This is a genomic window from Enterococcus sp. DIV1421a, from assembly GCF_051711025.1.
Taxonomy (GTDB): Bacteria; Bacillota; Bacilli; order Lactobacillales; family Enterococcaceae; genus Enterococcus_B; species Enterococcus_B hirae.
On record NZ_JBIOLU010000001.1, the window covers coordinates 713,935 to 737,299 of the forward strand.

The window sequence follows — 23,365 nt, forward strand, 5'->3', positions numbered from 1 at the left end:
ATTTTTTAATAAAGACATTTAAATTGTTGTAACTATTATTTGATAAAATGTTGAGTGAAAACAAGGTTTTTCACTCTTTTTTTGTTTTGTTTTCATAATTGTCAGTTGTATATATTAAATGATAGTTGTTATAATCTCTATTTTATGAAAATATTTTTCATTTATTTTCAATTATTCTGTAATGACGGGTCTTTTTTTAAGTATTAAAATATGCTCTATCGCTCGTCACTGGGCTTGGAGACAGGAAAGGACCGTTGAAATGTTAAGAAGTAAAATTGGGAATATATTTGGTGTTATGCTATTATTTTTAAATCTCTTTGTTGCTCTACCTGCAATAGCGGAAACTTATACGCCTCAAGATTCTGGTAGCATCTATGATGATTTAACTGGTGATTATGGAATATTAGGGATTGCTTCTCAATTCCATATATTCGCAAAAGAAAAAACGACGATAAACGCGCATACAAATGGTAATGTTGCAACAAAAGAGCTAGATGCAAACAATAATTTTGGGACAGATATCATCACGGGTGACCTCCAACTAGAAATCAACTATGTTCAAGCAACTGATTCTTTGATTGGCTCATCCTTTACTTCGGGAGATAGTAACCGAGTAAATAAATTTGTTGTAGGTTCTTCAATTAGTACAGGGATCGAAAATGATCGGGCAGTGGTGAATGGCTCAAGGATCGACCATTTATCTGCTTCAGAACTTTATCAAGATCGACCTGGGAATACTTATATTGATTTTGACACGGAATTTGCAAAATTAGAAGGAGCTTCGGAAAGTTTGATGTCGATTACTCCTGCTAAAACCTATCTTTCAAGTGATTTTCCTGATATGAATAATCGAACGATTGATGTAACAGGAATGGGAAGTTCAGATGTTGTAATCATCAATGTGGATGCTTCAGTGTTATCAATGAATACACCACTGAATATTGTAAATTCTGAAAATAAAATTTTGGTTATGAATGTCATCAATGCACCAACTGATTTCACGATCCAGTCACAAATTCATTACAATAATCGAGCAAATCATGAAACGGAAGATTTTTCTGACGCAAATATTTCATGGAATTTTCCAAGTAATGTAACGAACTTGGCGATAAATGCACCTTTTCAAGGTACCATTATTGCGCCACGAGCAGATGTCACAGCCAATCAAAATATGGATGGAACAATCATCGGAAAAAATGTTACGCTAAATGCAGCAACCAATCGTTGGGACCCTAACGAAATTTTCCTTGCTGATAATCCAGATAATTCTGGATCAAGCGATAGCAGTACGGACACGACAAGCAGTGACAGCAGTACGGACACGACAAGCAGTGACAGCAGTACGGACACGACAAGCAGTGACAGCAGTACGGACACGACAAGCAGTGACAGCAGTACGGACACGACAAGCAGTGACAGCAGTACGGACACAACAAGCAGTGACAGCAGTACGGACACGACAAGCAGTGACAGCAGTACCGACACGACAAGCAGTGACAGCAGTACCGACACAACAAGCAGTGATAGCAGTACAGATACCACAAGCAGTGATAGCAGTACAGATACCACAAGCAGTGACAGCAGTACCGACACAACAAGCAGTGATAGCAGTACAGATACCACAAGCAGTGATAGCAGTACGGACACGACAAGCAGTGATAGCAGTACGGACACGACAAGCAGTGATAGTAGTACGGATACGACAAGCAGTGACAGCAGTACGGATACAACAAGCAGTGACAGCAGTACGGACACGACAAGCAGTGACAGTAGCACTAACCCAACAAGTGGTGACAGTGATACTGATACCACAAGCAGTGATAGCAGTACGGATACGACAAGCAGTGACAGCAGTACGGATACGACAAGTAGTGATAGCAGTACCGACACAACAAGCAGTGATAGCAGTACAGATACCACAAGCAGTGATAGTAGTACGGATATGACAAGCAGTGACAGTAGCACTAACCCAACAAGTGGTGACAGTGATACCGATACGACAAGCAGTGACAGCAGTACGGACACAACAAGCAGTGACGGTAGTACTAACCCAACAAATGGTAATAGTGATACTGACACGCCAACTCCATTTCATATTGATCCAAGTATGAGCGGAGAGGATACCAATCAGGTGTATCCTAATAATAATGATAAAACTAATCAATCAAATGGAATGAATAGCACCATCCCACAACAAGGGAAGGGTACTGATTTAGATAGAAATGAGTTTAACAGTTCTACAAATGAAACAACTAACGTAACCGATGAATCGCGGTCAATGGATTTTCAAGATCAAGATTCGCAAGTTTTGCCAAAAACAAATAGTGCTTCCAATAAATGGTTAGCAATTGTTGGTGGAATGATTATTGTGTTAGTTGTTATTGTGGGATTTATGAGAAGAAAGAAGCATAAATAAGAAGAATAAATAAAGGCTCATCAAGTGTTTGACTGAGCCAACTAAAAATAAGCCTTCCTACATGAAGCGTATCTGCTAAGTTCGTTTGCTCTGACTAGCGGGTCTTGTTTCCTAGAGGATGGCTTATTTTTTCTTGAAGTTATTCTGATTATAAGAAGGAGCAAGTTAATTTGTGTCTAATCGGTAAGAAAGAGGTGTATCTTTGTCATGGTTTTTACGATATAACCAGTAGTCTAATACAGCTGCGATACAGATACAGATAGGCGCATTTTCTTCCATTGGAATATCAAGTACATAATAATCTCCAGAAAAAAGCGTTGCTTTATCCATTTTCATGATTCGTTGATTAAAATGATGGATTTGATATTGATGGTTATAGATATCTCCTTGAACTGTCCAATGAAGACGACGTACATAGTAAAAATCCCCGGGCCAGTTAAAGATTTTTTGCATCGTTCCTACTTTTTTAAAATCCTTATAAAGTTCAAAACGGGTTCCGAAAGTTAGACTCGTTTGTTTAATATGTGCCACAAGATTTCCGTTCATTGCATAAAGAGACAAAGCATCTCCTTTTGTTCCCCAACGACCAACCATTAAGAAGATGGATTTACCAGATTCATTTTTAACAACAGTCCTCGTGACACGACTGAGATGCTTTTCTTGAATGAAAAATTCTGACATCTTTCTCCCTCTTTTCTCGAAAATTATAGATTTTCGGAAATTGCCCGTAAGATTGCCTTGCCGACCCCAGACTCCAAGTTAGTATCAGTGACAAATTTTGCGTAATCTTTGACTTCGATTTCAGCATTTCCCATCGCAAAACTAACACCAGCCACTTGTAACATACTAACGTCATTAAAATTATCCCCAATCGCCATGACATCGTCTAATTCGATTCCTCGGTCATGTGCGACATGAGCCACAGCAATTCCTTTTTGGGCATTTTTGTGATTGACCTCGATATTGTTTTGACCAGACGAAGTAACAGCTAAGTCACCCAGTTCACTGATTTCTTTTCCAACTGGACCCAATACTCGCGGACCTTCCGTATGGAAACAAATCACTTTTAATACCTCTAATGTTTCGTCTTGGAGCAAGTCACGAATACTATCAACATAATTGATATGCAAAAGTTCAAGGTTGGCTGAAGCCATCGCAATCGCCATTTTATATGTTAAATGGGGGAGATGACTACCAATCATTGAGGCAAAGCTTTCAATTCTTTTGGCTTGGCTTTCAGAATAAAGCCCTCGATTGGTCGATACTTCATAATAAATCTCATTTTGATCAAGGATATCTAAGACAGTTGCAGTTTTTAGAGTCGGTATTGGAACAGTGAACAAGGAGTTTCCTGTTTTGTCGAAAACTTGCGCACCATTTAGCGTAATCATGGCACAATCAATGCCAACTTCATCTAAAGCCGCACGTGCTTCTTGATAATTGCGACCAGTCGCAACCATAAATTCAATCCCTGCATCATTGGCAAAGCGGATCGCTTCGGCATTTTCGGGTGATATACTCATATGGGCATCTAATAAAGTACCGTCCATATCTGATGCGATTAATTTGATCATAACTCTCATCGTTCCTTTCTTTCTCTTCTTCTTAGTTTACCATATCCAGATGACACTGCGTGCGAAGATTGCCCCTTGTTAAGAAAGAATTTGTGAGTTATCCTGATTGTTGGAGGTGGAACGATTGAAAGAAATCATTCATAACAGTTGGCAAACGATTTTAACAGATGAGTTTGAAAAAGAATACTACCAAAAGTTAAGAAACTTTTTAAAAAAAGAATATACGACTCAGAAAATTCATCCAGATATGTATCATATTTATGAAGCGTTGGAATTGACTCCTTACGAAAAAGTAAAGGTTGTGATTTTAGGTCAAGACCCTTACCATGGTGTCAATCAAGCACATGGCTTATCTTTTTCTGTGCAACCAGGGGTTAAAATTCCACCATCATTAAACAATATCTATAAAGAATTGCAAAGTGATTTAGGTATTTCGCCGGTCAAACATGGCAATTTAGTTTCTTGGGCTAAGCAAGGCGTTTTACTATTAAATACGGTACTAACGGTCCGAGAAGGTCAAGCTTACTCACATCGTGGCAAAGGTTGGGAAATATTGACGGATAAAATCATTGAAAAATTAAACGAACGAGAAAAACCAATCGTTTTTATTTTATGGGGGAAACCAGCTCAAGAAAAAATGAAAATGATTGATAAAAGTCGGCATATCATTTTAACATCTGCTCATCCTAGTCCATTATCAGCTCATCGAGGATTCCTAGGCTCTAAACCTTTTTCTAAGACCAATGATGCACTGATGGCGTTAGGGGAAACACCGATCGATTGGCAATTACCTGAAACAGTGTAGTAAGACAGCGTTTTCTTGTTATATGTCAGATTGTATGTTATGTGAAAGACTTCATTACTAATGGTTTTTTGACTGATACAGATAAAATAAACTGTTCTTTTTTTTGGGAATAGTGTATGATGGATACATAGAAAATATCTGGAGGTCATCTTGTGGAATTGTTTGATAGTTTGAGATTCAAAATTGTACGTCGCAGCATTAAAATCGTTTTTCCTGAAGCAACTGATGCAAGAATTTTAGGTGCAGCAGCTCGTTTGAAAGCGGAAGAATTAGTGGAACCTATTTTGATTGGCAGCGAAGAAGAAATCACAGCTGCTGCTCATGCTCGTGGAATTAAAACTTCAAGTTTTACGATCATTGATCCAAATCGTTATGATAAATGGGATGAAATGGTTGAAGCTTTTGTGGAACGTCGTAATGGAAAGGCATCCAAGGAACAAGCAGAAAGCATCTTAAAAGATGTCAATTACTTTGGTACGATGTTGACATATATGGGAATTGCTGACGGGATGGTTTCTGGTGCGATTCACTCAACTGGAGATACTGTTCGTCCAGCGTTACAAATCATCAAAACAAAACCAGGCGTCAGCCGAACAAGTGGTGCGATGATCATGGTACGTGGACGTGACCAAGAAAAATATGTCTTTTCAGATTGTGCTATCAATGTCAATCCCAATGCCCAAGAATTAGCAGAAATCGCTGTAGAATCAGCAAAGACTGCTGAATTATTCGATATTGATCCTAAAGTAGCATTAATGAGTTTTTCAACTAAAGGATCTGCGAAAGCACCAGAAGTGGATAAAGTGGTCGAAGCAACTAAAATTGCTAAAAAATTAGCGCCTCAATATGTAATTGATGGCGAATTACAATTTGATGCTTCTTATGTTCCTTCAGTGGCTCAACTAAAAGCACCTGATTCTGATGTAGCTGGACAAGCAACTGTCTTTGTTTTCCCAGAATTGCAATCTGGAAACATTGGTTACAAAATTGCTCAACGTTTTGGTAACTTTGAAGCGATCGGACCGATCTTACAAGGATTGAATAAGCCAGTTTCTGATTTATCTCGTGGAGCAAACGAAGAAGATGTGTATAAATTAGCAATCATTACTGCAGCCCAAACATTATTAGATTAAGATCTAAGACTAAATGAATAAGAGTTCGTGAAAGAAGCGATCGGCTCCGAACGTATAAGCGCTGATTTTTTTGAAATATTTTTCATGTTTTGAAAAATTTAGACTTATTGCAAGGAGCTGATGATTGGAAAATATTTATTCATTTTGACACATATGAAAAAGCTAGGGACGACCTTTGTCCCAAGCTTTTTTTGCTTTAAAAAATTTTGCATCCACGATATACTGTCACAAAAGGCTAGATGAAGGAGTAAGTTAGAATGATTGAATTAAGTGGTTTAGATAAGACAGAAGAATTGGCAAAAGTCATCGGTGAAGTGGCACAGCCTGGGGATAATTTAGTATTAACTGGTGACTTAGGAGCCGGAAAAACAACGCTGACCAAAGGGATTGCTCGCGGATTAGGAATCGAACAAATGATCAAGAGCCCCACTTATACAATTATTCGGGAATATGATCAAGGTAGATTGCCGCTTTATCATATGGATATTTATCGTGTAGCAACTAGCGGCGCGGATCTTGGTTTAGATGAGTATTTTGAAGGAGAGGGTTTATCTGTCATTGAATGGGGGAATCTTTTAGAAGAAGCCTTACCAGAAGACTATTTGGAACTGATTTTAGAAAAAAGTGATACAGATTTAGAATATAGATATGTGAAATTTCAAGCATATGGGGAGCAAAGTGAAGCTTTCAAACAACGGATCATGGAACAATGGAGACAAAACAATGAGTGAAGAGATCTCATTGACCATTCGAGAAGCTCAGCCAAATGATGCCAGTGAATTATTAGCAATGATGCAACAAGTAGAGGAAGAGACTGACTTTTTGGTTATGGATGAACAAGGAATGGAGCTAACACCTGGAGCCTTAGCTTTATCCATCGAATATCTACAAGACAGCAACAATAATCTTTTACTCTTAGCTTGTATGGGTCAAAAAATCATCGGGGTTGTTTCTGTTAAAGCAGGCGAACAATACCGCATCTCTCATGTGGGAGAGGTTGGGATCAGCATCTTAAAGGACTATTGGGGTTTGGGATTAGGAACGATGTTGCTTGAAGAAGTATTGATTTGGGTGAAAGAAAATGGTGTACTTTTTAGACTAGAACTAGATGTGCAAACTCGAAATGAACGAGCGGTTCACTTGTATCAAAAAATGGGTTTTGAAATCGAAGCGCTTATGAAAAGAGGGGCCCGAACAGATGATGGGGACTTTTTGGATGTCTATAGGATGTCTTTATTGATTGACTGATCTTAGATTTAGGAGGACATCTTTTCAAATAATCAGAAAAAATTGGTGAATGGTTGGAATGAAGGGGATAAAGGTTCTTGAAAAGGTTAAAAAAGGCGATCAAAAAATCCATGGTTACCTGTAAAAAGCAACCATGGATTTTTTGTCTACCTGTTTTTTAGTAGCTCATTTTAGGGTAACTAATTTTTTCAAAGGATCTGTTCCAAAGTGTTTTTCTTGATAAAGTAAAATCTCTGCACAGGCACGACTGTCTTCTAATGCATCATGGTGATTCGCTAAAGTGATATTTAAATTTTCACAGACAGTATTCAATCGATGATTTGGCATCTCTGGAAATAAACGACGACTGGTTTTTACCGTACATAAAGATAAATAATGAGGTTGGAGCAAATTGTAATAATCTAAACAACCAGCTAGAACTTTCGTATCAAAAGCTGCGTTATGAGCGACGACTAAGCGGTTTTTTTGGAAATAATGTTGAATCGTTTGCCAAACTTCAGGAAATTTGGGTGCGGTACGAACATCTTCTTGATGAATACCGTGAATTTGAACATTTCTCCAGAAAAAAGGTGTTTCTGGCTGGATGAGTGTGTAATATTCATCAACAATTTGGCTATTTTGGACCATAACCAATGCTAATGAACAAGCACTGTGGGATTGATGGTTGGCTGTTTCAAAGTCCATTGCAACAAAATTCATGTGCATAAAACCTCCTTAAAAAATAAACACTAACATAAAAAGTGAAGAAAAGAAAGTGATGGATATGTAAAAAAAATCAATCAAATGAAGAAAGACCACGCTCAAAAAAGAAGCATCTTTGCTGATCTTTCTTCATTCTTTTTAATAAAAATATTCAGCCCTGCCTAGGATGACGATGGCTAACAATGAGATTATTTCAAGTCTAGTTCTACGGGACAATGATCGCTTCCCATAATCGAGGTATGGATTTTTGCATCCACCAAGCGTGACTTCAACTCGTCACTAGTTAGGAAATAGTCGATACGCCAACCTGCGTTGTTTTTTCTAGCATTGAAACGATAACTCCACCAAGAATAAATACCAGTTTGTTCAGGATAGAAATAGCGGAAGGTATCAATAAAGCCATTTGCTAACAAGTGTGAGAAGGCAGTTCGTTCTTCCATCGTAAAGCCAGCATTTTTTTGATTGGTTTTCCAATTTTTCAAATCAATTTCCTGGTGGGCAACGTTTAAGTCGCCACACACAATGACTGGTTTTTGTTTTTTTAGTTCTTCTAAGTAATGGTAAAAGGCTTCTTCCCATTGTAAACGGTAGTCCAAGCGTTTTAATTCATTTTGGGAATTAGGTGTATAACAAGTAACTAGAAAGAATTCAGGGTATTCAAGTGTGATCAAACGTCCTTCTTGATCATGTAAATCAATGCCCATTCCATAAGAGACATTTAGTGCGGGTTCTTTGGCAAAGATCGCTGTGCCTGAATAGCCTTTTCTTTCTGCATAATTCCAATATTGATGATAGCCAGGTAAGTCTAATTCGATTTGACCGGCTTGTAGTTTGGTTTCTTGAAGACAGAAAAAGTCGGCATCTAATTCATGAAAGACGTCTAAAAAATTTTTATTGACGATTGCACGTAGGCCATTCACATTCCAGGAGATAAATTTCAATTAAATACGCATCCTTTCTTTTGGATCTTAGATTAGCATTTGTGGTTCTATTGTACCTTATTTTACTAAAAAATAGTGTAAGATAAGAGTAATGAATGGATTGGAGGAACGAACATGCGAATTGGTGTGATTGGTGTGGGTAATATTGCAGAAAAAGCGTATTTACCTACTTATGCAAAAAATCAAGGAAAGATTGATTTCTACTTTGCGACTAGAAACAAAGAAACGAAAAAACGAATCCATGAAATGTATGGATTTGACCATCTATATGAATCAATTGATGAACTACTGTCTCAGGATATCAAGGCTTGTATGATTCATGCAGCCACAAAGGTACATTATGAATTAGCCAAAAAATGTCTTGAAAATCAGGTGCATGTGTATATCGATAAACCACTCAGTGTTGACCTTAATGAAATCAACGAATTACAAGAACTGGCAGATAAAAATCAAGTTGTCTTAATGGTTGGATTCAATCGACGTTTTGCTCCAATGGTCGAACGTTTGAAACAAGTCCCCGAGAAGCGGCTAATCCAGTTACAAAAAAATCGAATTGCAGCTCAGGAAACAACGGAATTTGTGATCTATGATTTGTTTTTACATCTTGTTGATACGGCGGTATATCTTTTGGACGAACCGATCTTGCGTACGAAATATCAGATCCGTGAAACAAAAGAATTTTTGGAATTTGCGGTTTTACAATTGGAAACAGCCCATCAAACAGCAATTTTAACAATGGATCTTTTAAGTGGAGCAAATAGCGAGAACTATCAGATCACTAGTAAAAGTGGTACTTATGAAGTGGCGGAATTAACGGATATGACGATCCAACGAGCATCTGGTATCGAAATAGAAAAATTTGGCGATTGGGAAAGTACGTTAGTCAAACGCGGTTTTGAGCCAATGGTTCAAACATTTTTCGCAGAGATCAGCAAAGAAAAACCTTCAATGGAAGGATTAAAGCAACAGGAGATCATGCAAAGTCATGCACTTTGTGAAGAAATGCTACGTAAACATACAAGACAACAAATGTGAGGGAAACTGGCAAGTTTGTTTTAAGCGTGATAGAATAATGGGGATGTTTGATATAGAAAGGAAAATCCTCAGTGAATAAAGAAGACTTAGTTAAAAATTTACCAGCACTCAATCTATTGTTTGATGAACCATTGATGAATTACACGTTTACCAAAACGGGCGGTCCAGCGGATGTTCTCGTTTTCCCAAAAACACAAAATGAAGTAAAAGAAGTAGTGGATTATTGCCGAACCCATGATGTACCTTGGATGGTTTTAGGTAATGCCAGTAATTTGATTGTTCAAGATGGTGGGATTCGTGGCATGGTGATCATGTTGACTGAGATGAAACAAATCCGAGTTTCTGGGACGATGGTCACAGCTGAAGCTGGAGCAAAATTGATCGATACGACCTATGCGGCGTTAGATACTTCTTTAACCGGGTTTGAGTTTGCTTGTGGCATTCCTGGAAGTATCGGAGGCGCTGTTTATATGAATGCAGGTGCCTATGGCGGTGAAATCAAAGACGTATTAGCAGAAGTGGATGTTTTATTAGCAGATGGTACGTTGAAAACTCTAACCAACGAAGAAATGGCGTTTTCTTATCGACATAGTAAAATCCAAGAAATGGATGCAGTCGTTTTAGAAGCACGTTTCCAATTAACTGCAGGAGAGCATGAAGTAATCAAAGGGCGGATGGACGAGCTGACTGAATTACGTCAATCGAAACAACCATTGGAATATCCTTCTTGTGGGAGTGTATTCAAACGTCCTGTGGGGCATTTTACTGGTCAATTGATCCAAGAAGCTGGATTACAAGGCTTAAAATGGGGTGGCGCTCAAATCTCTGAAAAACATGCTGGCTTTATTGTCAATATTGATCATGCGACCGCTACGGATTATACAGAATTGATCGCGCATATCCAAGAAGTGATCAAAGAAAAATTTGATGTGTCTTTGGAAACAGAAGTACGGATCATTGGCGAAGCAAAAACAGTGGATGCAAGCATGTAACCATTGCTAGTTGAATGAACTAGCCATCAATGACTACAGTGAGATGTTCAAATTTTTGTGATAAAACAGATAGAAAGAGCTATTCTGTTTAGAAAGGAAGTTAGCTCATGCTAGATAAACATGTTCCTTATGCCGAGATTTGGATGACTCGTCCATTAAGTGACAGTCTCCCTACGCAATCTTTAGCGACTGGGTATCATTTTGAGTACTACCGTCTAGGCGATGAAACCGAATGGTCAAGAATCGAACAATCAGTCGGAGAGTTCGTAACAGAAACAGAAGCACTTGCTTACTTTCAGAGAGCTTTTTTACCTTATCAAGAAGAACTTCAGCAACGAATGCTTTTCGTTGTAACTGATACAGGTGAAAAAATCGCGACTTGTACCGCTTGGTTCAAAAAACGGAAGGATGGAAGCTATCCGCTTTTTCATTGGCTGGCAGTAGATCCGAGGCATCAAGGAAAAGGGATTGCCAAAGCATTAACGATCGAAGTATTGCGTATTTTCCAAAAGCTGGCATCTCATGGACCAGTGTATCTGCATACGCAAACTTGGAGTCATCCTGCCATTCAACTATACCAAAAGCTAGGGTTTACGATTATCGCTGAGAATTTTGATGGACGTCCCAATAGCGAGTATCCCTTAGCAATGGACACTTTGGAAAAATTGAATATAAAAGCTAAAAAAGACTAACATTCTTTTTGTGGAATAACCGTGATAATGGAAAGTAGAATCAGCTATTTTCTGTGATCATGGTTATTTCGGCTTTCTTTTTTCCGACCTACTGGTTTCATTTCAAATAGGTTTAGGCTGAAATGTAAGAATATATATCAAAATAATTATAGGATACAATTATGAATGGAAAACAGTTATTTAGGAAATGAATGACCTGAAGAGGTAAATCTAGACTATAATACATTTAATATTTATTAAAGCTTTGAGAAAGATGTGCCAAATGATATTAAAGGGAGCGATATCATGAAGAAAACAGAAGAAATCAATCAAATTATAGTAGAATTATACGACTTGATTCTTAATAAAGAAGTCAAAGAAAGGGAAAGAGTATCATTAATCGAGGCTAAAAACAAACTAGAAAAACAAGAATATTTTCCAAGAGTAATGAAAGATCTGGAATATCAACTACGCCCTTTAGCAATCAATAGTCAATTGACACCACCAGTCGCAGCTTTTTATTTAAAAATTTCTACGATAGGGCGATTTGAACAAGAATTAGGTCGAGGATTAGCTTCGACGCCTATCGCTTTTGGACCATTTTTTCAATAAATATCCCCTGAAGCGTGGAACCACTGCTAGCTGGTTTATCTGATCTCTTTAATAAGTGTAAGTAGTACAATTCCTGAACACATTTTATTTGTTTTTATACCCAACAAAAAAAGGTTGAGACAAACGTGTTCAGCATCAAGAAATAAGAAGAAATTTCCGAAAATTGACAAGAAACACAAAAACTAGTTTTTGATGTTGATTGTTACCTACTTGGTGCTTCTCAAATTTTTGGTAAATTTTGGCAAATTTTCCGAAGATGCTACTTTTGTCTCACCGTGAACAAGAGGTCGTGAAAAGAGCGCCTTGACCTGAGCGCTCACCAAGTAAAAACTGCGACGAGTAATCGCAGGAGCATTAAGGATGAAAATCTCGAAACAGCTCCCCATGTTTTGAGATTTTTTGACTTATCGCCGAAGGTCAGTTCTTTGAACGCCGTTTATCCGTTTTTAGAGATACTAGAAGAGACTGAGACAACTTTTGTCCCAGTCCCCTAAAGTGTTCTTCTATATGGACATAAATGAATAACTGATAAAGAAATAATAAACTGAGCAAAAAACAAAGACTAAAAAAGAGCCATTAACAACCAAATAGCTGTTAATGGCTCTTTTCTACTCTGCAAATTTTCCTGATTTATAAACAACTTCATAACCTTTTGATTTTTTGAAATCATTAAAATCAAAATCGTAATTAATTTTTTTAATTCATTTTCATCTAAAGATACACCACATTTTTTTCTTAAATCATTCGCTTTATTTTCAAAAGGAACCCAACTATCTACTAAATACAATTTTTAGAATTTATCATAATAAATCAAAAAACTAAAATCATCTTCTGTTTAATTGTATTTTTCACAATAATTTATAGTCAAAAACAAAAGATATAAAAACATAGATATTACAAAAATAAATAATTGAACATATATAGTAAGAGTACCTAGACTCAATTAGATACTCTTACAAAAAAATATAATGGCACTTATTACAACTCAAAGTCCCGACCATGCTTTGGGAGTTTTTACTTCAGCAAGTAACTCCAATAAAACCTTTGGGGTGGAAAAGCCGTTTCTAATAGTGAATCCACTAATTGCAGGTTGAAATTCTTTCTTGTAATCATAATAAAATTCACCTTTAGCAGCACTATCTTTTATTTTTTCTAAAATTTCACATAGATTTTTATCTTTTTTAATTTCTGGGGTGGCTAATGCTGTTTCAGTTAATTCTAGAACTTTGTTGAAAGATTTATTACTTTTCATAGTATTAATGTCCCATACCTGCCAAGCCATAAGCCCAGCCACTAATAACGATTCCTGCAATATTCTCTTTAGCTTCTCCCCAGTTAACCCAGCATTTACTATTATTACAATAAACACCATTACCATATGAACGCGTAGCTGCATCAACTTTTGTACCAAAATTTGTCACAACTAACCCAAATATTCCAATAAGAGCTAAACTAAATATTTTTTTTCTCATAAATCAATACCACCTTTTTCTAAAATAATTATAAATAATTTTTAGAAAAATTTGATAATTATATCATAAAAAGTTGTTTTGAAAGCATAATTGCAATAAAAAATCATTCCTATTTATTTGTTCTGAAAAACTGATATACCACTAATCTTCCATATTTGAAATAACGATACTAAATAGTTTTTAAGTTTTATTTTAAGTAATTTCTAACTAAAAAATCAAAAAAAGACTTGTAACCGATCAGGAGCAATGCTAGGGGAAGCAATATGTTTGTTTTCGAATTTTGGACAGACTCTTCCTAGTGATTAAGGAAAGTATACAAAAATCCTGATAGGGTATGCTTTTTTGTCCGTTCTGTTTAGCTGCTGAAAAACTTAATTTAGAAAAGACCATTGAAGTTGATTAAGAGAAATAAAAGATAAAGTATCAAAAACTTAAGAGTTTTTGATACTTAAGAAATCTCTATAAAAGTAAGATTTCTATCGGTTCAAGAATTCATAGAATGTTAATCTAATTTAACTGGGAAGGATAATTATGTATATACATAATTTCTTGGATATGTTATACTATGTATATACAGAAAGAGGTGTCTAATATGGAAATGTTACCTATAAAAAAATGGGGAAATAGTAATGCTCTTAGATTACCAAAGTATATTATGGAATATCTTGGAATTCATACAGAAGATAAAGTGAAGATAATACAAGAAGAAGTAAATGGTCAAAAGCGTCTAATCATCGAAGCGGCTAATTTAGAAAATGAATTAACAATTGAACAGTTATTTGAAAATTACACTGATGAAAGAAATCATGTGACAATTCAAAACTTAGGTGAAGCAGTAGGTAATGAAAAATGGTGAGAAAACCTAGACAAGGTGATATTCTATTATTGAATACAGCACCTCGATCTGGACACGAACAAACAGGAAAAAGACCTTATATTGTTTTAAGTCATGATATTATTGCAGATTATAGTAACGTTGTTACAGTTGTTCCGATTTCTAATACAACTAGAAATTATCCATTATATATAAATATTAATTCAAAATATGAAATGAAGACAACAGGAAAAGTATTATTAGATCAACTAACAACAATTGATTATGAAGCCAGAGAGTGTATTTTCTTGGAAAAAGCACATGATAGTTTGGTTGAGGAGTTATTAATGAAAGTTAGAACAGTATTTCAAAAAGTAACTAAATAAAATAGAAACAGCAGTATGATTAACTATTCATTATTGATCATGCTGTTTTTTTTTATTCTATACACGGTTTGTCTCGTCACATTGTAGTATTTAGCAATCTTAGAAATAGCAACTCCCTTATTAAGATCTTCAACGATGCTTTTATAAACAAGGCGCCGTTGAGGATCTTTTGTGTCTGCACTATAGAGCTTAGGGCGTCCTTTGTAAACTCCCTTCGGTTTAGCAATCTTAATTCCTTGTGCCTGGCGTCGTTTAGACTCCGTACGTTCCTGCTCTGCAATCATAGCTAGAATCTGAATGATTAAATCTTTGATGAACTTATCTAGGAGAGGATTTCCGATTGCTTCAGCCATGATTGGCAAACTAGTGATGATTAGTTGTACATTTTTCTTTTTGAGGTAATTGACTGAATCAATGATTTCGTCATAATTTCTGCCTAATCGATCGATGGCTTCGACAATAAAAATATCTTGTTCTCTGACAAACTCTAAAGCTTCTTGAAAAATCGGTCGTTGGGTGATCGTTGCTCCAGATTGTTTCTCGATGAAAATTTTTTCTGCACCGAACTTTTTCATTTCTGTAATTTGTCGTTGTTCATTTTGATCAATCGATGACACTCGAATATAAGCAACTTTCAATTTTTAACCTACTTTCTCGATCTATTTAAAATACACCCTAATCACACACTTAGAAACTAGATTTTTCAATGATACGTCAGTGTCTATTTAGGGTACACTCAAATTAAACACTTGTTTTTATACACTATAAAGAATATCATTATTAATAATCTTTATAGTGTACAAAAGGAGAGTAACATGTCGAAAATGAAATATGATTTACATGACAACGATTTGATGACTGCGACTGAAGCTAGTTTAAGATGGGGATATGATTCAGGATATGTAAGACAAATGAAGAAAAAATATCCTAACAAAATACCTGAAGGGGAAATCAGATTATTTGGAAAAACTTTAGTAATAACTAGAGTGGGGATGGAAGCTTTAACTGGTAGAAAAGAACCCATACAACGCTTTTTTGTTATTGAAGAAGATAATTGGTCTGTTCAATCGCAAAAAGAAGTTGGAACTTTTGAAGAAGGAAAAGAGATACTTAAGCAATGGATACTAAATAATTTAGAACTTGTAAACTTAGATCAAGTCGTACTCAAATATATTGATCCAGCAAAGCAGAAATTCGGACTATCAATTATTCCAGGTAAGAGAATCTATGTAGAATGTAGAAAATAATATAGTATTTAGTGTTCATATAACGATTTTAAGATCATTTTGAGTTAATCAGCCCTATAGTTGGTTAAACAAGGAGAATAAGACACTCTCTAAATTGTCATTTATTACTAAAAATTTTTGCCATTTAAAAAGAAAAGTGACACCTTAGAGTAGTAAAATTAGTTGAGTAAATAAAAGTCAGACATTTTTGTCTGACTTTTTTCTTTTACCTATTGACCTTTACATAAAGCGTAACATGTAGGTGAAATATTTCTTCAGATGATAAGTAGTAGAAGAAGCTTGATTGATTTCCTCGATCAATGAAAGAAATATATACAAAAAAACGTTATGGTAAACGCTCAAAATTCAAGAATATTAATTGGGAATATTGAGCGTTTATGCTTGCTTAGAACAAGTAAAATAAACGCTACAGGGGAGATGATTAATACGATTTTGTCAGCTTCGGTAACAAAATGGACATTGGAAAGAGACATCAATTGAAAACAGGGGAAACACCTAAAGCTGATGAAGTGGTATTGACGAGAAAGTAATGATCAAAAATAAGAGAAAAAAAGGAGTAAATATGAGTAAGAAAAAATTAACAGCAAAACGTAAAAAACAGCTATTAACGATGTTTGCGGTGGCTGGTGTGATGGGAAATACTGGAATTGCACCAACGATGGCATTAGCGGATACTTTGACACCAACAGCTGAAACTGCTACTGAACAAACACAGGCGAATGAAGCAAAAGAAGTCATCGATCAAACGATACAAAACGTCACAGATCCGTTAGTAAACCCAACGGATTCAACAACTACAGCTAGTGATTCATTAGCAACAACTGATGAAGCAACGGATGAAACAACGGATGAAACAACTGAGAACACCCAGGAACAAGCAAAAGAACAAGAGAAAGCAACAGCAGCGACTGCTGAAAGTGAAGGGGATGCAACTAATCCAACAGCGGAAGCGCCAAAAGTAGCGCAAAAAGCGAACGTGGCAGCTGCCTCCAAGATAACAGGAACATGGGGTACCAGCTCGTATACTTTTGATGAAAATACAGGAGTATTGACAATCGGAGCAGGTGAGTTAAGTGGCTATAAAGAATCACCATGGAACAGCAAAAAAGTAGATGGTAAAGCCATCAAGAAAATAGTCTTGTCTGGGAAAGTAGTTGCTCCAAAAGATTCTAGGTTATTATTTAGTGGAAATACCTCGGATGACAAACCTACGAATGTAACTGAAATCGAAGGGTTAAGTCAACTGGATACCAGTAAAGTAACATATATGGGAGATATGTTTGACGGTATGAGTAGCATAACAAGTCTAGATGTAAGTAGCTTTGATACCAGTAACGTAACAGATATGAGTTATATGTTTTATGGTATGAGCAGTGTAACAAGTTTAGATGTAAGTAGCTTTGATACCAGTAATGTAACAGATATGCACTCTATGTTTAATTTTGTCAGTAGCTTAACAAGTCTAGATGTAAGTAACTTTGATACCAGTAACGTAACAGATATGGGTTATATGTTTAGAGGTATGGGTAGCGTAAAAAGTCTAGATTTAAGCAACTTTGACACTAGCAAAGTAACAGATATGGGTAATATGTTTGCTGATACTCCACTTAAGAAATTAATTCTAGGAGATACATTCAAATTTGTAAATGGACAAGGAGCTCTTACTTCTGCTTGGAAGAGAGAAGATGGCAAAGGTAAGGCTTATACAGCAGAAGATTTCATGAACAACTATGGCACTGGTGATTTAACTGCTGGCACGTACGTTTCTGCTACAGGATGGTGGGGTACCAGTCCGTATAATTTTGATGAAAACACAGGGACATTGACGATTGAAGCAGGCGAATTAAGTGGCTATAAAGAATCGCCATGGTTCGAAAACAAAAAAGTAGATGCTAAAGCAATCAAGAAAATTGTCTTGTCTGGAAAAGTAGTTGCTCCAGAAAATTCTAGGTTATTATTTAGTGGAAATACCACGGCTGAAAAACCTACGAATGTAACTGAAATCGAAGGGTTAAGTCAACTGGATACCAGTAACGTAACAGATATGTGGAAAATGTTTAAAGATATGAGTAGCATAACAAGTCTAGATGTAAGTGGCTTTGATACCAGTAACGTAACAGATATGGCTTCTATGTTTTATGGTATGAGCAGTGTAACAGGTTTAGATGTAAGCAACTTTGATACTAGTAACGTAACAACTATGGGTTCTATGTTTGACGGTATGAGCAGCGTAACAAGTTTAGATGTAAGTAGCTTTGATACCAGTAAAGTAACAGATATGAGTTATATGTTTTATGGTATGAGCAGTGTAACAAGTCTAGATGTAAGCAGCTTTGAAACTAGCAAAGTAACAGATATGGGTAATATGTTTGCTGGTACTCCACTTAAGAAATTAACACTAGGAGACACATTTAAATTTGTTAATGGACAAGGAGGTCTTACTTCTGCTTGGAAGCGAGAAGATGGCAAAGGGACGTTTTATTCAGCAAAAGATTTCATGAAAAACTATGGCACTGGTGATTTGACTGCTGGCACGTATGTTTCCGTTGAAACAGACACGTGGGGTACTAGTCCGTATATGTTTGATGAAGATACAGGAACGTTAACAATCGGAGCAGGTGAGTTAAGTGGCTATAAAGAATCACCATGGAACAGTGGAAAAGTGGATTATGAAGCAATCAAAAAAATTGTCTTGGCTGGGAAAGTAGTTGCTCCGGAAGATTCTAGATACTTATTTAGTACAAGTACCGTTGGAAAGGATCTTACGAATGTAACTGAAATCGAAGGGTTAAGTCAACTGGATACCAGTAAAGTAACAGATATGAGTTATATGTTTTATGGTATGAGCAGTGTAACAAGTTTAGATGTAAGTAGCTTTGATACTAGTAAAGCAACAAATATGGGTTATATGTTTCGCAATATTAGCAGTGTAACAAGTTTAGATGTAAGTAGCTTTGATACCAGTAACGTAAAAAATATGGGTTATATGTTTAGAGGTATGGGTAGCGTAACAAGTCTAGATTTAAGCAACTTTGACACTAGCAAAGTAACAGATATGGGTTATATGTTTGCTGATACTTCACTTAATAAATTAACACTAGGCGATCACTTTAAAGCGGTTGGAGACACTGGTTTATCAGCACCGAAAGCATTGAACGATGGAGATCAGCTGACAGGAAATTGGATTCGTGAAGATGGTCAGTCCAAAGGCTATTCACCTGCTGACTTTATGACAAATTACGGCACTGGGGATTTAACGGCAGGAACTTATGTGGCAGAACTAGTGAAAAGTGAGTTGAAACCACAAGAATATCATGTAGGAGATGTCAATATTACTGGAACCTACACAGGGGATATGTCTCTCGGCCGATTAACCGTTAATGGCAAAGTGGTCAGCTGGGGCGGTAGCTTCAAAGATGGTCAGTTCAGCTATTATGTCGGTGTTGGCAAATTAAAAGTCGGCGACAAAGTCGTATTAGATGGCTACAACAAAGAGAAGAAATTGATGGATTCCAAAGAGATTGAAGTGATTTCCGAATCTTCAGGATCAATTGATCAAGTGGACGCGTATCAGTTGGGGGATTCAACGATTACTGGAACTTACACGGGGGATATCCATAAAGGAAAACTAGTAGTGAACGGAGAAGTCGTTAGCTGGGGCGGAACCTATAAAGATGGTAAGTTTAGCTATTATGTGAACTCTCAAATCATCAAAGCAGGGGATCAAGCAACGATTCAAGGCTATGATAAATTCAATACACCACTAGGGGACCCACAACCGGTAACTATAGGAGAACAACTGGGTCAATTAACAGAAGCCCATCGTGTGGGAATCAGTACAGTGATCGAAGGAAGCTACACAGGCGATGTTTACCAAGGAATCTTGTTGGTCAATGGCGAAAAAGTTAGTCAAGGCGGTAGCTTCAAAGATGGCAAGTTCAGTTATTATGTAGGAAACCTTAAAGTATCAGAAGATGATCAGGTAGTCTTGATGGGTGCCAACAATCGAGGACAACAAATTCCAGGATCAGAGATTGATGTCACTATTCAAACACCAACAGCTGAAATCAACGAACTGACTTATAAAATCGGCACACAAACGATCAAAGGAGCCTATGGCTCTGATACCCAAGTCCACCAAGGACACTTGTTTGTCAATGGTAAACTGATCAGTAAAGGTGGGAGCTTTAAGGATGGGGCAATCAGTTATTATGTGAAGCCAGACCTAATCAAAGCTGATGATCAAGTAACAATGAATTTCTATGATGGAAGTGGCAACTTATTGGCTGAAAACCAAACAGTTTCTGTAAACTAAGGAAAAATAAATTTATGTAAGGATCGAATTGTTTTATTCTCATTTTTTTAAAAACTCAAAAAAATTAGAATAAAACACGAAAACTGAATCAAATACATTCGTTATTTATAGTAAAGTTAAGCTTATCTAGAACAATATAATCAATTAGAAGGTAATGTCAAACAGCTGGAACAATTATTGGAAAGTATTAACCAACAATTGAACAAATATGCAGAGACTGTAGCAGAACGTGACCGTCAAGATGCGGGCTCTTTCGGATTCTAATTAGTAAATAAGAGATCGTTAGTGCAGGAATTGTGCTAACGATCTTTTTTAGGAGAAAAGTTGGATGAAAGTGAAAATTGTGAATATCACTCCATTTATTTTTTAGAAGTGGCAAGTCTGTTTCTGTACCTAAAAATGTTTTGCATAGTTTGAAAGAGGAAACATTGGATAAAATTGTAGTTCCAACAGAGGTGACTAAATGAGTATAGAATTGACAACACCATTTTTACCATTGGGAAGTGTATTAAAATTAAAAGAAACAGAAAACGACTCATTATATTATTTTATCGTTGCTCGAGCAATTTCAAAAAATGACAAGGGAGAAATTTTTTCTCGCTATAAAGTTGCGCCACATCCGTTTGGTGATGTGCCCTCTCAAGAGGTTTTTTCAATTGGCCCAGAGCAAATAGTTGAGGTTTTATTTGAAGGTTTTTCTAATGAAACAGACAAGGAATTTTTAGAAAATTTACTCTCACAAATAAATAGTAGATCAACTGTTCCACTAAAAAATCCTGAATCTGAAGTTGAAGAAAATACGGAAACAGAAGATACAGGGATAATAAAGAATGAAGATCCCTTTTATTATTTCAGAAAAAGAGGAGAGGGATAGATGGGGAAAATTGCGTCAGATCAAGGAGCAGCACAAGCTGCAATTTCTGGGATTAGCAATATCTCAGTAAGTGGGGGGCAAAAGTGTATATTAGGGAAAAGTAATATTTCTAGTATGAAAAAAGGTTCGAAATTTGGAAATAAAATGTTAAGTGATTTAACAAAATTTGTTTCTTCCATTTTGTATTAAACATTTTTATCATAAATTTTGAAATATAGTTTTCTTCTTTTTTTCTTTTACTTTAAAAAGTTGAGCAAAAATATTTCCACAAAAAAGCACCCATCTAATTTATTGAAATAAAGGGCTCTATACTTTTTGATGTAAAAACATAGAAAAGACACCCTGAAATCCTTTAGAATTAATTTGACGAACCAATTCATAGGAGGATTCAAGATGTCTTATACTCAGCTTATCAAAGATTCCCTAAATATTCTAGACCTAACTATCTATTTGGAGGAAAATTGTTTAACCAAAAAAAGATATAAAGGGCAAATTTGCTTGATTTACAAAGGTACTCTTCAATACACGCCCGAAGAGTATCCACATTGTCTCAAACCGACGATTGCCTTATTTAGAACGCTATTTTTCTCGATTGTCCTTAGCGACTCGAAAAGCTGTTGAATTCATTGTTATTGATAGGTATGTGCCTTATGTTTTATTGGTTAAAAAGCTTTTCCCAAATGCTCAGTCAAAAAGAAGAAGCAAAGTTGAACTACGGAAAACGGGTTTGGCGTGCCAGTTTCAAAGATTACTTAACTGAAAGTGAGATTGTCGACCGACTGTTAGCCACTTGTCCCAACTTGCGACAAGGCTATCAGTTATATCAAGATGTTTTTTATGCAGTAAAGAAAAGAGAACATTCCCTATTTGAGGACTGTTTATCCAGAGAAGTCAGCCAGCTACCTGAAACTTATTCGACAACTTTGCGAACATTTAAAAAGTTTCTGCCACAGATCCGAAATGCCCTCCGCTACAGTTATTCAAACGGACCACTAGAATGTTTAAACAACCATATTAAAGTATTAAAACGCAATGCTTATGGGTTTCGAAATTTTTATCATTTCAAACGACGAATCATGATCTGCTACGGTAAAACTATTTTAACCAAATAAAAAGAACAGAAAGAAGTTTTTCTTCTTTCTGCTCAAATTATTCTAAGATTTCTCTTTACCAAAATCATTTGACGAAGAGCCGCTTTTATATAGTAGACTATTTTTCTTATTTCGAAGGTGCTTTTCTTCTTTCAGTTCGTGATTCTCTCTTTTTTCTGGGGATGAAGTTACGGATAAAAGTAAACTTCCGATAATCATTCTGACTATAAAGATATCCAAAGATACTAAACGTCAAGGCTCCAATAAAATTGACGAATAGGTCTTTCATCGTGTCAATAATCCCTATGTCAAGATAACCACCAGAAATCACATATTTTTCTGTATTTCCAGCTGAATCTTTATATTCCACGATGGTTTGCTCGATATTAGGGATCGAGTGGACAGTATTGCCATCTTTACTTAACTCCACACTATTGATTTGTTGGACAAGGCTATCTTTTTGCATGTCCAGTTGAAATATATGATCAGCTGAAAATTCAACAAATTCCCACATCACACCGACTGTCATTGAAAAACAAAATGAAACGATAGCTAACAATAATGGTGTTAGATTCATTGTTTTCGTGTTTTTGTTCAGTAAGTAGACAAGTGAAAAACCAACCCCACCAGCTAAAAAACCAGTTAAAGCATGTAAGATAGTATCCCACATTGAGAAATACCCGTAGAAGTCACTTAATTCTCCTAAAACAGTTGAACTAAAAATAAATGAAATAATAATGATTTCTAACATATTCGGGATTTCGATCTTTAACATTTTTTCTAGAAGATAAGGAATTTCAAATAAAACTAGAGTTAGCAATAAGAGAAAAGTATTTCCCATGTTTTGCTGAAAAATTTGATCGACTAACATTACTGTAACGATGACCCGTAGAAGAATATAAAACGCATGGGTAATTCTTCCAGCGGTTTTGGTACCATTCATAAAAAACATTTTCAGATAGTTCATAAAATAACTCCTTTATCTATAGTAAAGATTATACTAGGGTAAAAGCGCAAACCAAAATTATTTGTACCAA

General features: G+C 36.1%; 24 protein-coding genes and 2 pseudogenes. 17 read left to right on the forward strand and 9 right to left on the reverse strand.

Features of this window, described 5'->3' with window-relative positions; all coding sequences use genetic code 11:
* The first annotated feature begins 259 nt into the window (after window positions 1-259).
* Entirely contained in the window at window positions 260-2,416 is a 2,157-nt protein-coding gene (locus IGK21_RS03350; RefSeq protein ID WP_301554819.1) for a collagen-binding domain-containing protein, read from the forward strand.
* A 165-nt stretch (window positions 2,417-2,581) separates the two neighbouring features.
* Here IGK21_RS03350 and IGK21_RS03355 read toward each other — a convergent pair whose 3' ends face one another.
* Both IGK21_RS03355 and IGK21_RS03360 read right to left on the reverse strand, forming a co-directional pair.
* Window positions 2,582-3,097 carry an LURP-one-related/scramblase family protein gene (locus tag IGK21_RS03355; RefSeq protein WP_010719869.1) on the reverse strand — a complete coding sequence of 172 codons (516 nt, stop codon included), beginning with the start codon at window positions 3,095-3,097 and terminating at the stop codon, window positions 2,582-2,584.
* Between the two features lie 23 nt (window positions 3,098-3,120).
* Window positions 3,121-3,990, reverse strand: a complete 870-nt coding sequence (locus IGK21_RS03360; protein ID WP_010719868.1) for a Cof-type HAD-IIB family hydrolase — start codon at window positions 3,988-3,990, stop codon at window positions 3,121-3,123.
* A 124-nt stretch (window positions 3,991-4,114) separates the two neighbouring features.
* Here IGK21_RS03360 and IGK21_RS03365 point away from each other — a divergent pair, with 124 nt between their 5' ends.
* The 4 genes from IGK21_RS03365 to IGK21_RS03380 all read left to right on the forward strand — a co-directional run bounded on the left by IGK21_RS03365 (window position 4,115) and on the right by IGK21_RS03380 (window position 7,176).
* Entirely contained in the window at window positions 4,115-4,795 is a 681-nt protein-coding gene (locus IGK21_RS03365; RefSeq protein WP_010719867.1) for a uracil-DNA glycosylase, read from the forward strand.
* Window positions 4,796-4,947: 152 nt separating this feature from the next.
* Window positions 4,948-5,928: a phosphate acetyltransferase gene (gene pta / locus IGK21_RS03370; RefSeq protein WP_010719866.1), complete on the forward strand. Its 981-nt coding sequence runs from the start codon at window positions 4,948-4,950 to the stop codon at window positions 5,926-5,928.
* A gap of 257 nt (window positions 5,929-6,185) precedes the next feature.
* Window positions 6,186-6,659: a tRNA (adenosine(37)-N6)-threonylcarbamoyltransferase complex ATPase subunit type 1 TsaE gene (gene tsaE / locus IGK21_RS03375; RefSeq protein ID WP_161651920.1), complete on the forward strand. Its 474-nt coding sequence runs from the start codon at window positions 6,186-6,188 to the stop codon at window positions 6,657-6,659.
* Window positions 6,652-7,176: a GNAT family N-acetyltransferase gene (locus IGK21_RS03380; protein ID WP_161651919.1), complete on the forward strand. Its 525-nt coding sequence runs from the start codon at window positions 6,652-6,654 to the stop codon at window positions 7,174-7,176. The genes tsaE and IGK21_RS03380 overlap by 8 nt, the downstream gene beginning before the upstream one ends.
* 165 nt (window positions 7,177-7,341) lie before the next feature.
* Here the strand turns inward: IGK21_RS03380 and IGK21_RS03385 are convergent, their stop codons facing one another.
* Together IGK21_RS03385 and IGK21_RS03390 are read right to left on the reverse strand one after the other, a co-directional pair.
* Window positions 7,342-7,875, reverse strand: coding sequence for a 3'-5' exonuclease (locus IGK21_RS03385; protein WP_010719861.1), 534 nt, complete (start codon window positions 7,873-7,875; stop codon window positions 7,342-7,344).
* A gap of 191 nt (window positions 7,876-8,066) precedes the next feature.
* Window positions 8,067-8,819: an exodeoxyribonuclease III gene (locus IGK21_RS03390; protein ID WP_161651917.1), complete on the reverse strand. Its 753-nt coding sequence runs from the start codon at window positions 8,817-8,819 to the stop codon at window positions 8,067-8,069.
* Window positions 8,820-8,933: 114 nt separating this feature from the next.
* Between IGK21_RS03390 and IGK21_RS03395 the strand changes: the two genes are divergently transcribed.
* The 4 genes from IGK21_RS03395 to IGK21_RS03410 all read left to right on the forward strand — a co-directional run bounded on the left by IGK21_RS03395 (window position 8,934) and on the right by IGK21_RS03410 (window position 12,129).
* The gene (locus IGK21_RS03395) at window positions 8,934-9,854 is read left to right on the forward strand and encodes a Gfo/Idh/MocA family protein (RefSeq protein WP_161651915.1); all 921 of its coding nucleotides are present in this window, start codon (window positions 8,934-8,936) and stop codon (window positions 9,852-9,854) included.
* 71 nt (window positions 9,855-9,925) lie between these two features.
* On the forward strand, window positions 9,926-10,846 hold the full coding sequence (murB, locus tag IGK21_RS03400; protein WP_010719857.1) for a UDP-N-acetylmuramate dehydrogenase: 921 nt from the start codon (window positions 9,926-9,928) through the stop codon (window positions 10,844-10,846).
* Window positions 10,847-10,953: 107 nt separating this feature from the next.
* Window positions 10,954-11,538: a GNAT family N-acetyltransferase gene (locus IGK21_RS03405; RefSeq protein WP_181914837.1), complete on the forward strand. Its 585-nt coding sequence runs from the start codon at window positions 10,954-10,956 to the stop codon at window positions 11,536-11,538.
* 285 nt (window positions 11,539-11,823) lie between these two features.
* Complete coding sequence (locus IGK21_RS03410; RefSeq protein WP_181914838.1) at window positions 11,824-12,129, forward strand: bacteriocin immunity protein; 306 nt, start codon at window positions 11,824-11,826, stop codon at window positions 12,127-12,129.
* Window positions 12,130-12,691: 562 nt separating this feature from the next.
* On the opposite strand, the gene IGK21_RS03415 is transcribed toward IGK21_RS03410, so the two are convergent.
* The 3 genes from IGK21_RS03415 to IGK21_RS03425 form a co-directional block, all read right to left on the reverse strand.
* A complete protein-coding gene (locus tag IGK21_RS03415; protein WP_242690588.1) occupies window positions 12,692-12,916 on the reverse strand; it encodes a hypothetical protein in 225 nt (74 codons plus the stop codon).
* A 198-nt stretch (window positions 12,917-13,114) separates the two neighbouring features.
* Window positions 13,115-13,381: a bacteriocin immunity protein gene (locus IGK21_RS03420; protein WP_181915169.1), complete on the reverse strand. Its 267-nt coding sequence runs from the start codon at window positions 13,379-13,381 to the stop codon at window positions 13,115-13,117.
* Between the two features lie 4 nt (window positions 13,382-13,385).
* Window positions 13,386-13,601 (reverse strand): class II bacteriocin, encoded by a 216-nt coding sequence (locus tag IGK21_RS03425; RefSeq protein ID WP_220381014.1) that lies wholly within the window; start codon window positions 13,599-13,601, stop codon window positions 13,386-13,388.
* A gap of 592 nt (window positions 13,602-14,193) precedes the next feature.
* Between IGK21_RS03425 and IGK21_RS03430 the strand changes: the two genes are divergently transcribed.
* On the forward strand, window positions 14,194-14,457 hold the full coding sequence (locus IGK21_RS03430; RefSeq protein WP_181914839.1) for an AbrB/MazE/SpoVT family DNA-binding domain-containing protein: 264 nt from the start codon (window positions 14,194-14,196) through the stop codon (window positions 14,455-14,457).
* Complete coding sequence (locus tag IGK21_RS03435) at window positions 14,451-14,801, forward strand: type II toxin-antitoxin system PemK/MazF family toxin (protein WP_181914840.1); 351 nt, start codon at window positions 14,451-14,453, stop codon at window positions 14,799-14,801. The genes IGK21_RS03430 and IGK21_RS03435 overlap by 7 nt, the downstream gene beginning before the upstream one ends.
* Window positions 14,802-14,824: 23 nt before the next feature.
* On the opposite strand, the gene IGK21_RS03440 is transcribed toward IGK21_RS03435, so the two are convergent.
* Window positions 14,825-15,439, reverse strand: a complete 615-nt coding sequence (locus IGK21_RS03440; protein WP_181914841.1) for a recombinase family protein — start codon at window positions 15,437-15,439, stop codon at window positions 14,825-14,827.
* Window positions 15,440-15,616: 177 nt separating this feature from the next.
* Between IGK21_RS03440 and IGK21_RS03445 the strand changes: the two genes are divergently transcribed.
* The 6 genes and pseudogenes from IGK21_RS03445 to IGK21_RS03470 all read left to right on the forward strand — a co-directional run bounded on the left by IGK21_RS03445 (window position 15,617) and on the right by IGK21_RS03470 (window position 22,349).
* Window positions 15,617-16,048, forward strand: coding sequence for a helix-turn-helix domain-containing protein (locus IGK21_RS03445; RefSeq protein WP_207428337.1), 432 nt, complete (start codon window positions 15,617-15,619; stop codon window positions 16,046-16,048).
* A gap of 562 nt (window positions 16,049-16,610) precedes the next feature.
* On the forward strand, window positions 16,611-20,363 hold the full coding sequence (locus IGK21_RS03450) for a BspA family leucine-rich repeat surface protein (RefSeq protein WP_181914843.1): 3,753 nt from the start codon (window positions 16,611-16,613) through the stop codon (window positions 20,361-20,363).
* Between the two features lie 120 nt (window positions 20,364-20,483).
* Window positions 20,484-20,627: pseudogene (locus IGK21_RS03455) on the forward strand (WXG100 family type VII secretion target); the annotation flags it as partial.
* A 199-nt stretch (window positions 20,628-20,826) separates the two neighbouring features.
* Window positions 20,827-21,237, forward strand: coding sequence for a DUF4176 domain-containing protein (locus IGK21_RS03460; protein WP_181914844.1), 411 nt, complete (start codon window positions 20,827-20,829; stop codon window positions 21,235-21,237).
* Window positions 21,238-21,426 carry a hypothetical protein gene (locus IGK21_RS03465; RefSeq protein ID WP_181914845.1) on the forward strand — a complete coding sequence of 63 codons (189 nt, stop codon included), beginning with the start codon at window positions 21,238-21,240 and terminating at the stop codon, window positions 21,424-21,426.
* A gap of 204 nt (window positions 21,427-21,630) precedes the next feature.
* Window positions 21,631-22,349: pseudogene (locus IGK21_RS03470) on the forward strand (transposase).
* Between the two features lie 106 nt (window positions 22,350-22,455).
* On the opposite strand, the gene IGK21_RS03475 reads toward IGK21_RS03470, so the two are convergent.
* Window positions 22,456-23,295, reverse strand: coding sequence for a hypothetical protein (locus IGK21_RS03475; protein ID WP_010719854.1), 840 nt, complete (start codon window positions 23,293-23,295; stop codon window positions 22,456-22,458).
* Between the last annotated feature and the right edge of the window lie 70 nt (window positions 23,296-23,365).

Coding starts and splice junctions, on each gene's coding strand:
- IGK21_RS03350 (WP_301554819.1), top strand. CDS start 260: ATGTTAAGAAGTAAAATTGGGAATATATTTGGTGTTATGCTATTATTT.
- IGK21_RS03355 (WP_010719869.1), bottom strand. CDS start 3,097: ATGTCAGAATTTTTCATTCAAGAAAAGCATCTCAGTCGTGTCACGAGG.
- IGK21_RS03360 (WP_010719868.1), bottom strand. CDS start 3,990: ATGATCAAATTAATCGCATCAGATATGGACGGTACTTTATTAGATGCC.
- tsaE (WP_161651920.1), top strand. CDS start 6,186: ATGATTGAATTAAGTGGTTTAGATAAGACAGAAGAATTGGCAAAAGTC.
- IGK21_RS03380 (WP_161651919.1), top strand. CDS start 6,652: ATGAGTGAAGAGATCTCATTGACCATTCGAGAAGCTCAGCCAAATGAT.
- IGK21_RS03385 (WP_010719861.1), bottom strand. CDS start 7,875: ATGAATTTTGTTGCAATGGACTTTGAAACAGCCAACCATCAATCCCAC.
- IGK21_RS03395 (WP_161651915.1), top strand. CDS start 8,934: ATGCGAATTGGTGTGATTGGTGTGGGTAATATTGCAGAAAAAGCGTAT.
- IGK21_RS03405 (WP_181914837.1), top strand. CDS start 10,954: ATGCTAGATAAACATGTTCCTTATGCCGAGATTTGGATGACTCGTCCA.
- IGK21_RS03410 (WP_181914838.1), top strand. CDS start 11,824: ATGAAGAAAACAGAAGAAATCAATCAAATTATAGTAGAATTATACGAC.
- IGK21_RS03420 (WP_181915169.1), bottom strand. CDS start 13,381: ATGAAAAGTAATAAATCTTTCAACAAAGTTCTAGAATTAACTGAAACA.
- IGK21_RS03425 (WP_220381014.1), bottom strand. CDS start 13,601: ATGAGAAAAAAAATATTTAGTTTAGCTCTTATTGGAATATTTGGGTTA.
- IGK21_RS03430 (WP_181914839.1), top strand. CDS start 14,194: ATGGAAATGTTACCTATAAAAAAATGGGGAAATAGTAATGCTCTTAGA.
- IGK21_RS03435 (WP_181914840.1), top strand. CDS start 14,451: ATGGTGAGAAAACCTAGACAAGGTGATATTCTATTATTGAATACAGCA.
- IGK21_RS03445 (WP_207428337.1), top strand. CDS start 15,617: ATGTCGAAAATGAAATATGATTTACATGACAACGATTTGATGACTGCG.
- IGK21_RS03450 (WP_181914843.1), top strand. CDS start 16,611: ATGAGTAAGAAAAAATTAACAGCAAAACGTAAAAAACAGCTATTAACG.
- IGK21_RS03460 (WP_181914844.1), top strand. CDS start 20,827: ATGAGTATAGAATTGACAACACCATTTTTACCATTGGGAAGTGTATTA.
- IGK21_RS03465 (WP_181914845.1), top strand. CDS start 21,238: ATGGGGAAAATTGCGTCAGATCAAGGAGCAGCACAAGCTGCAATTTCT.
- IGK21_RS03475 (WP_010719854.1), bottom strand. CDS start 23,295: ATGAACTATCTGAAAATGTTTTTTATGAATGGTACCAAAACCGCTGGA.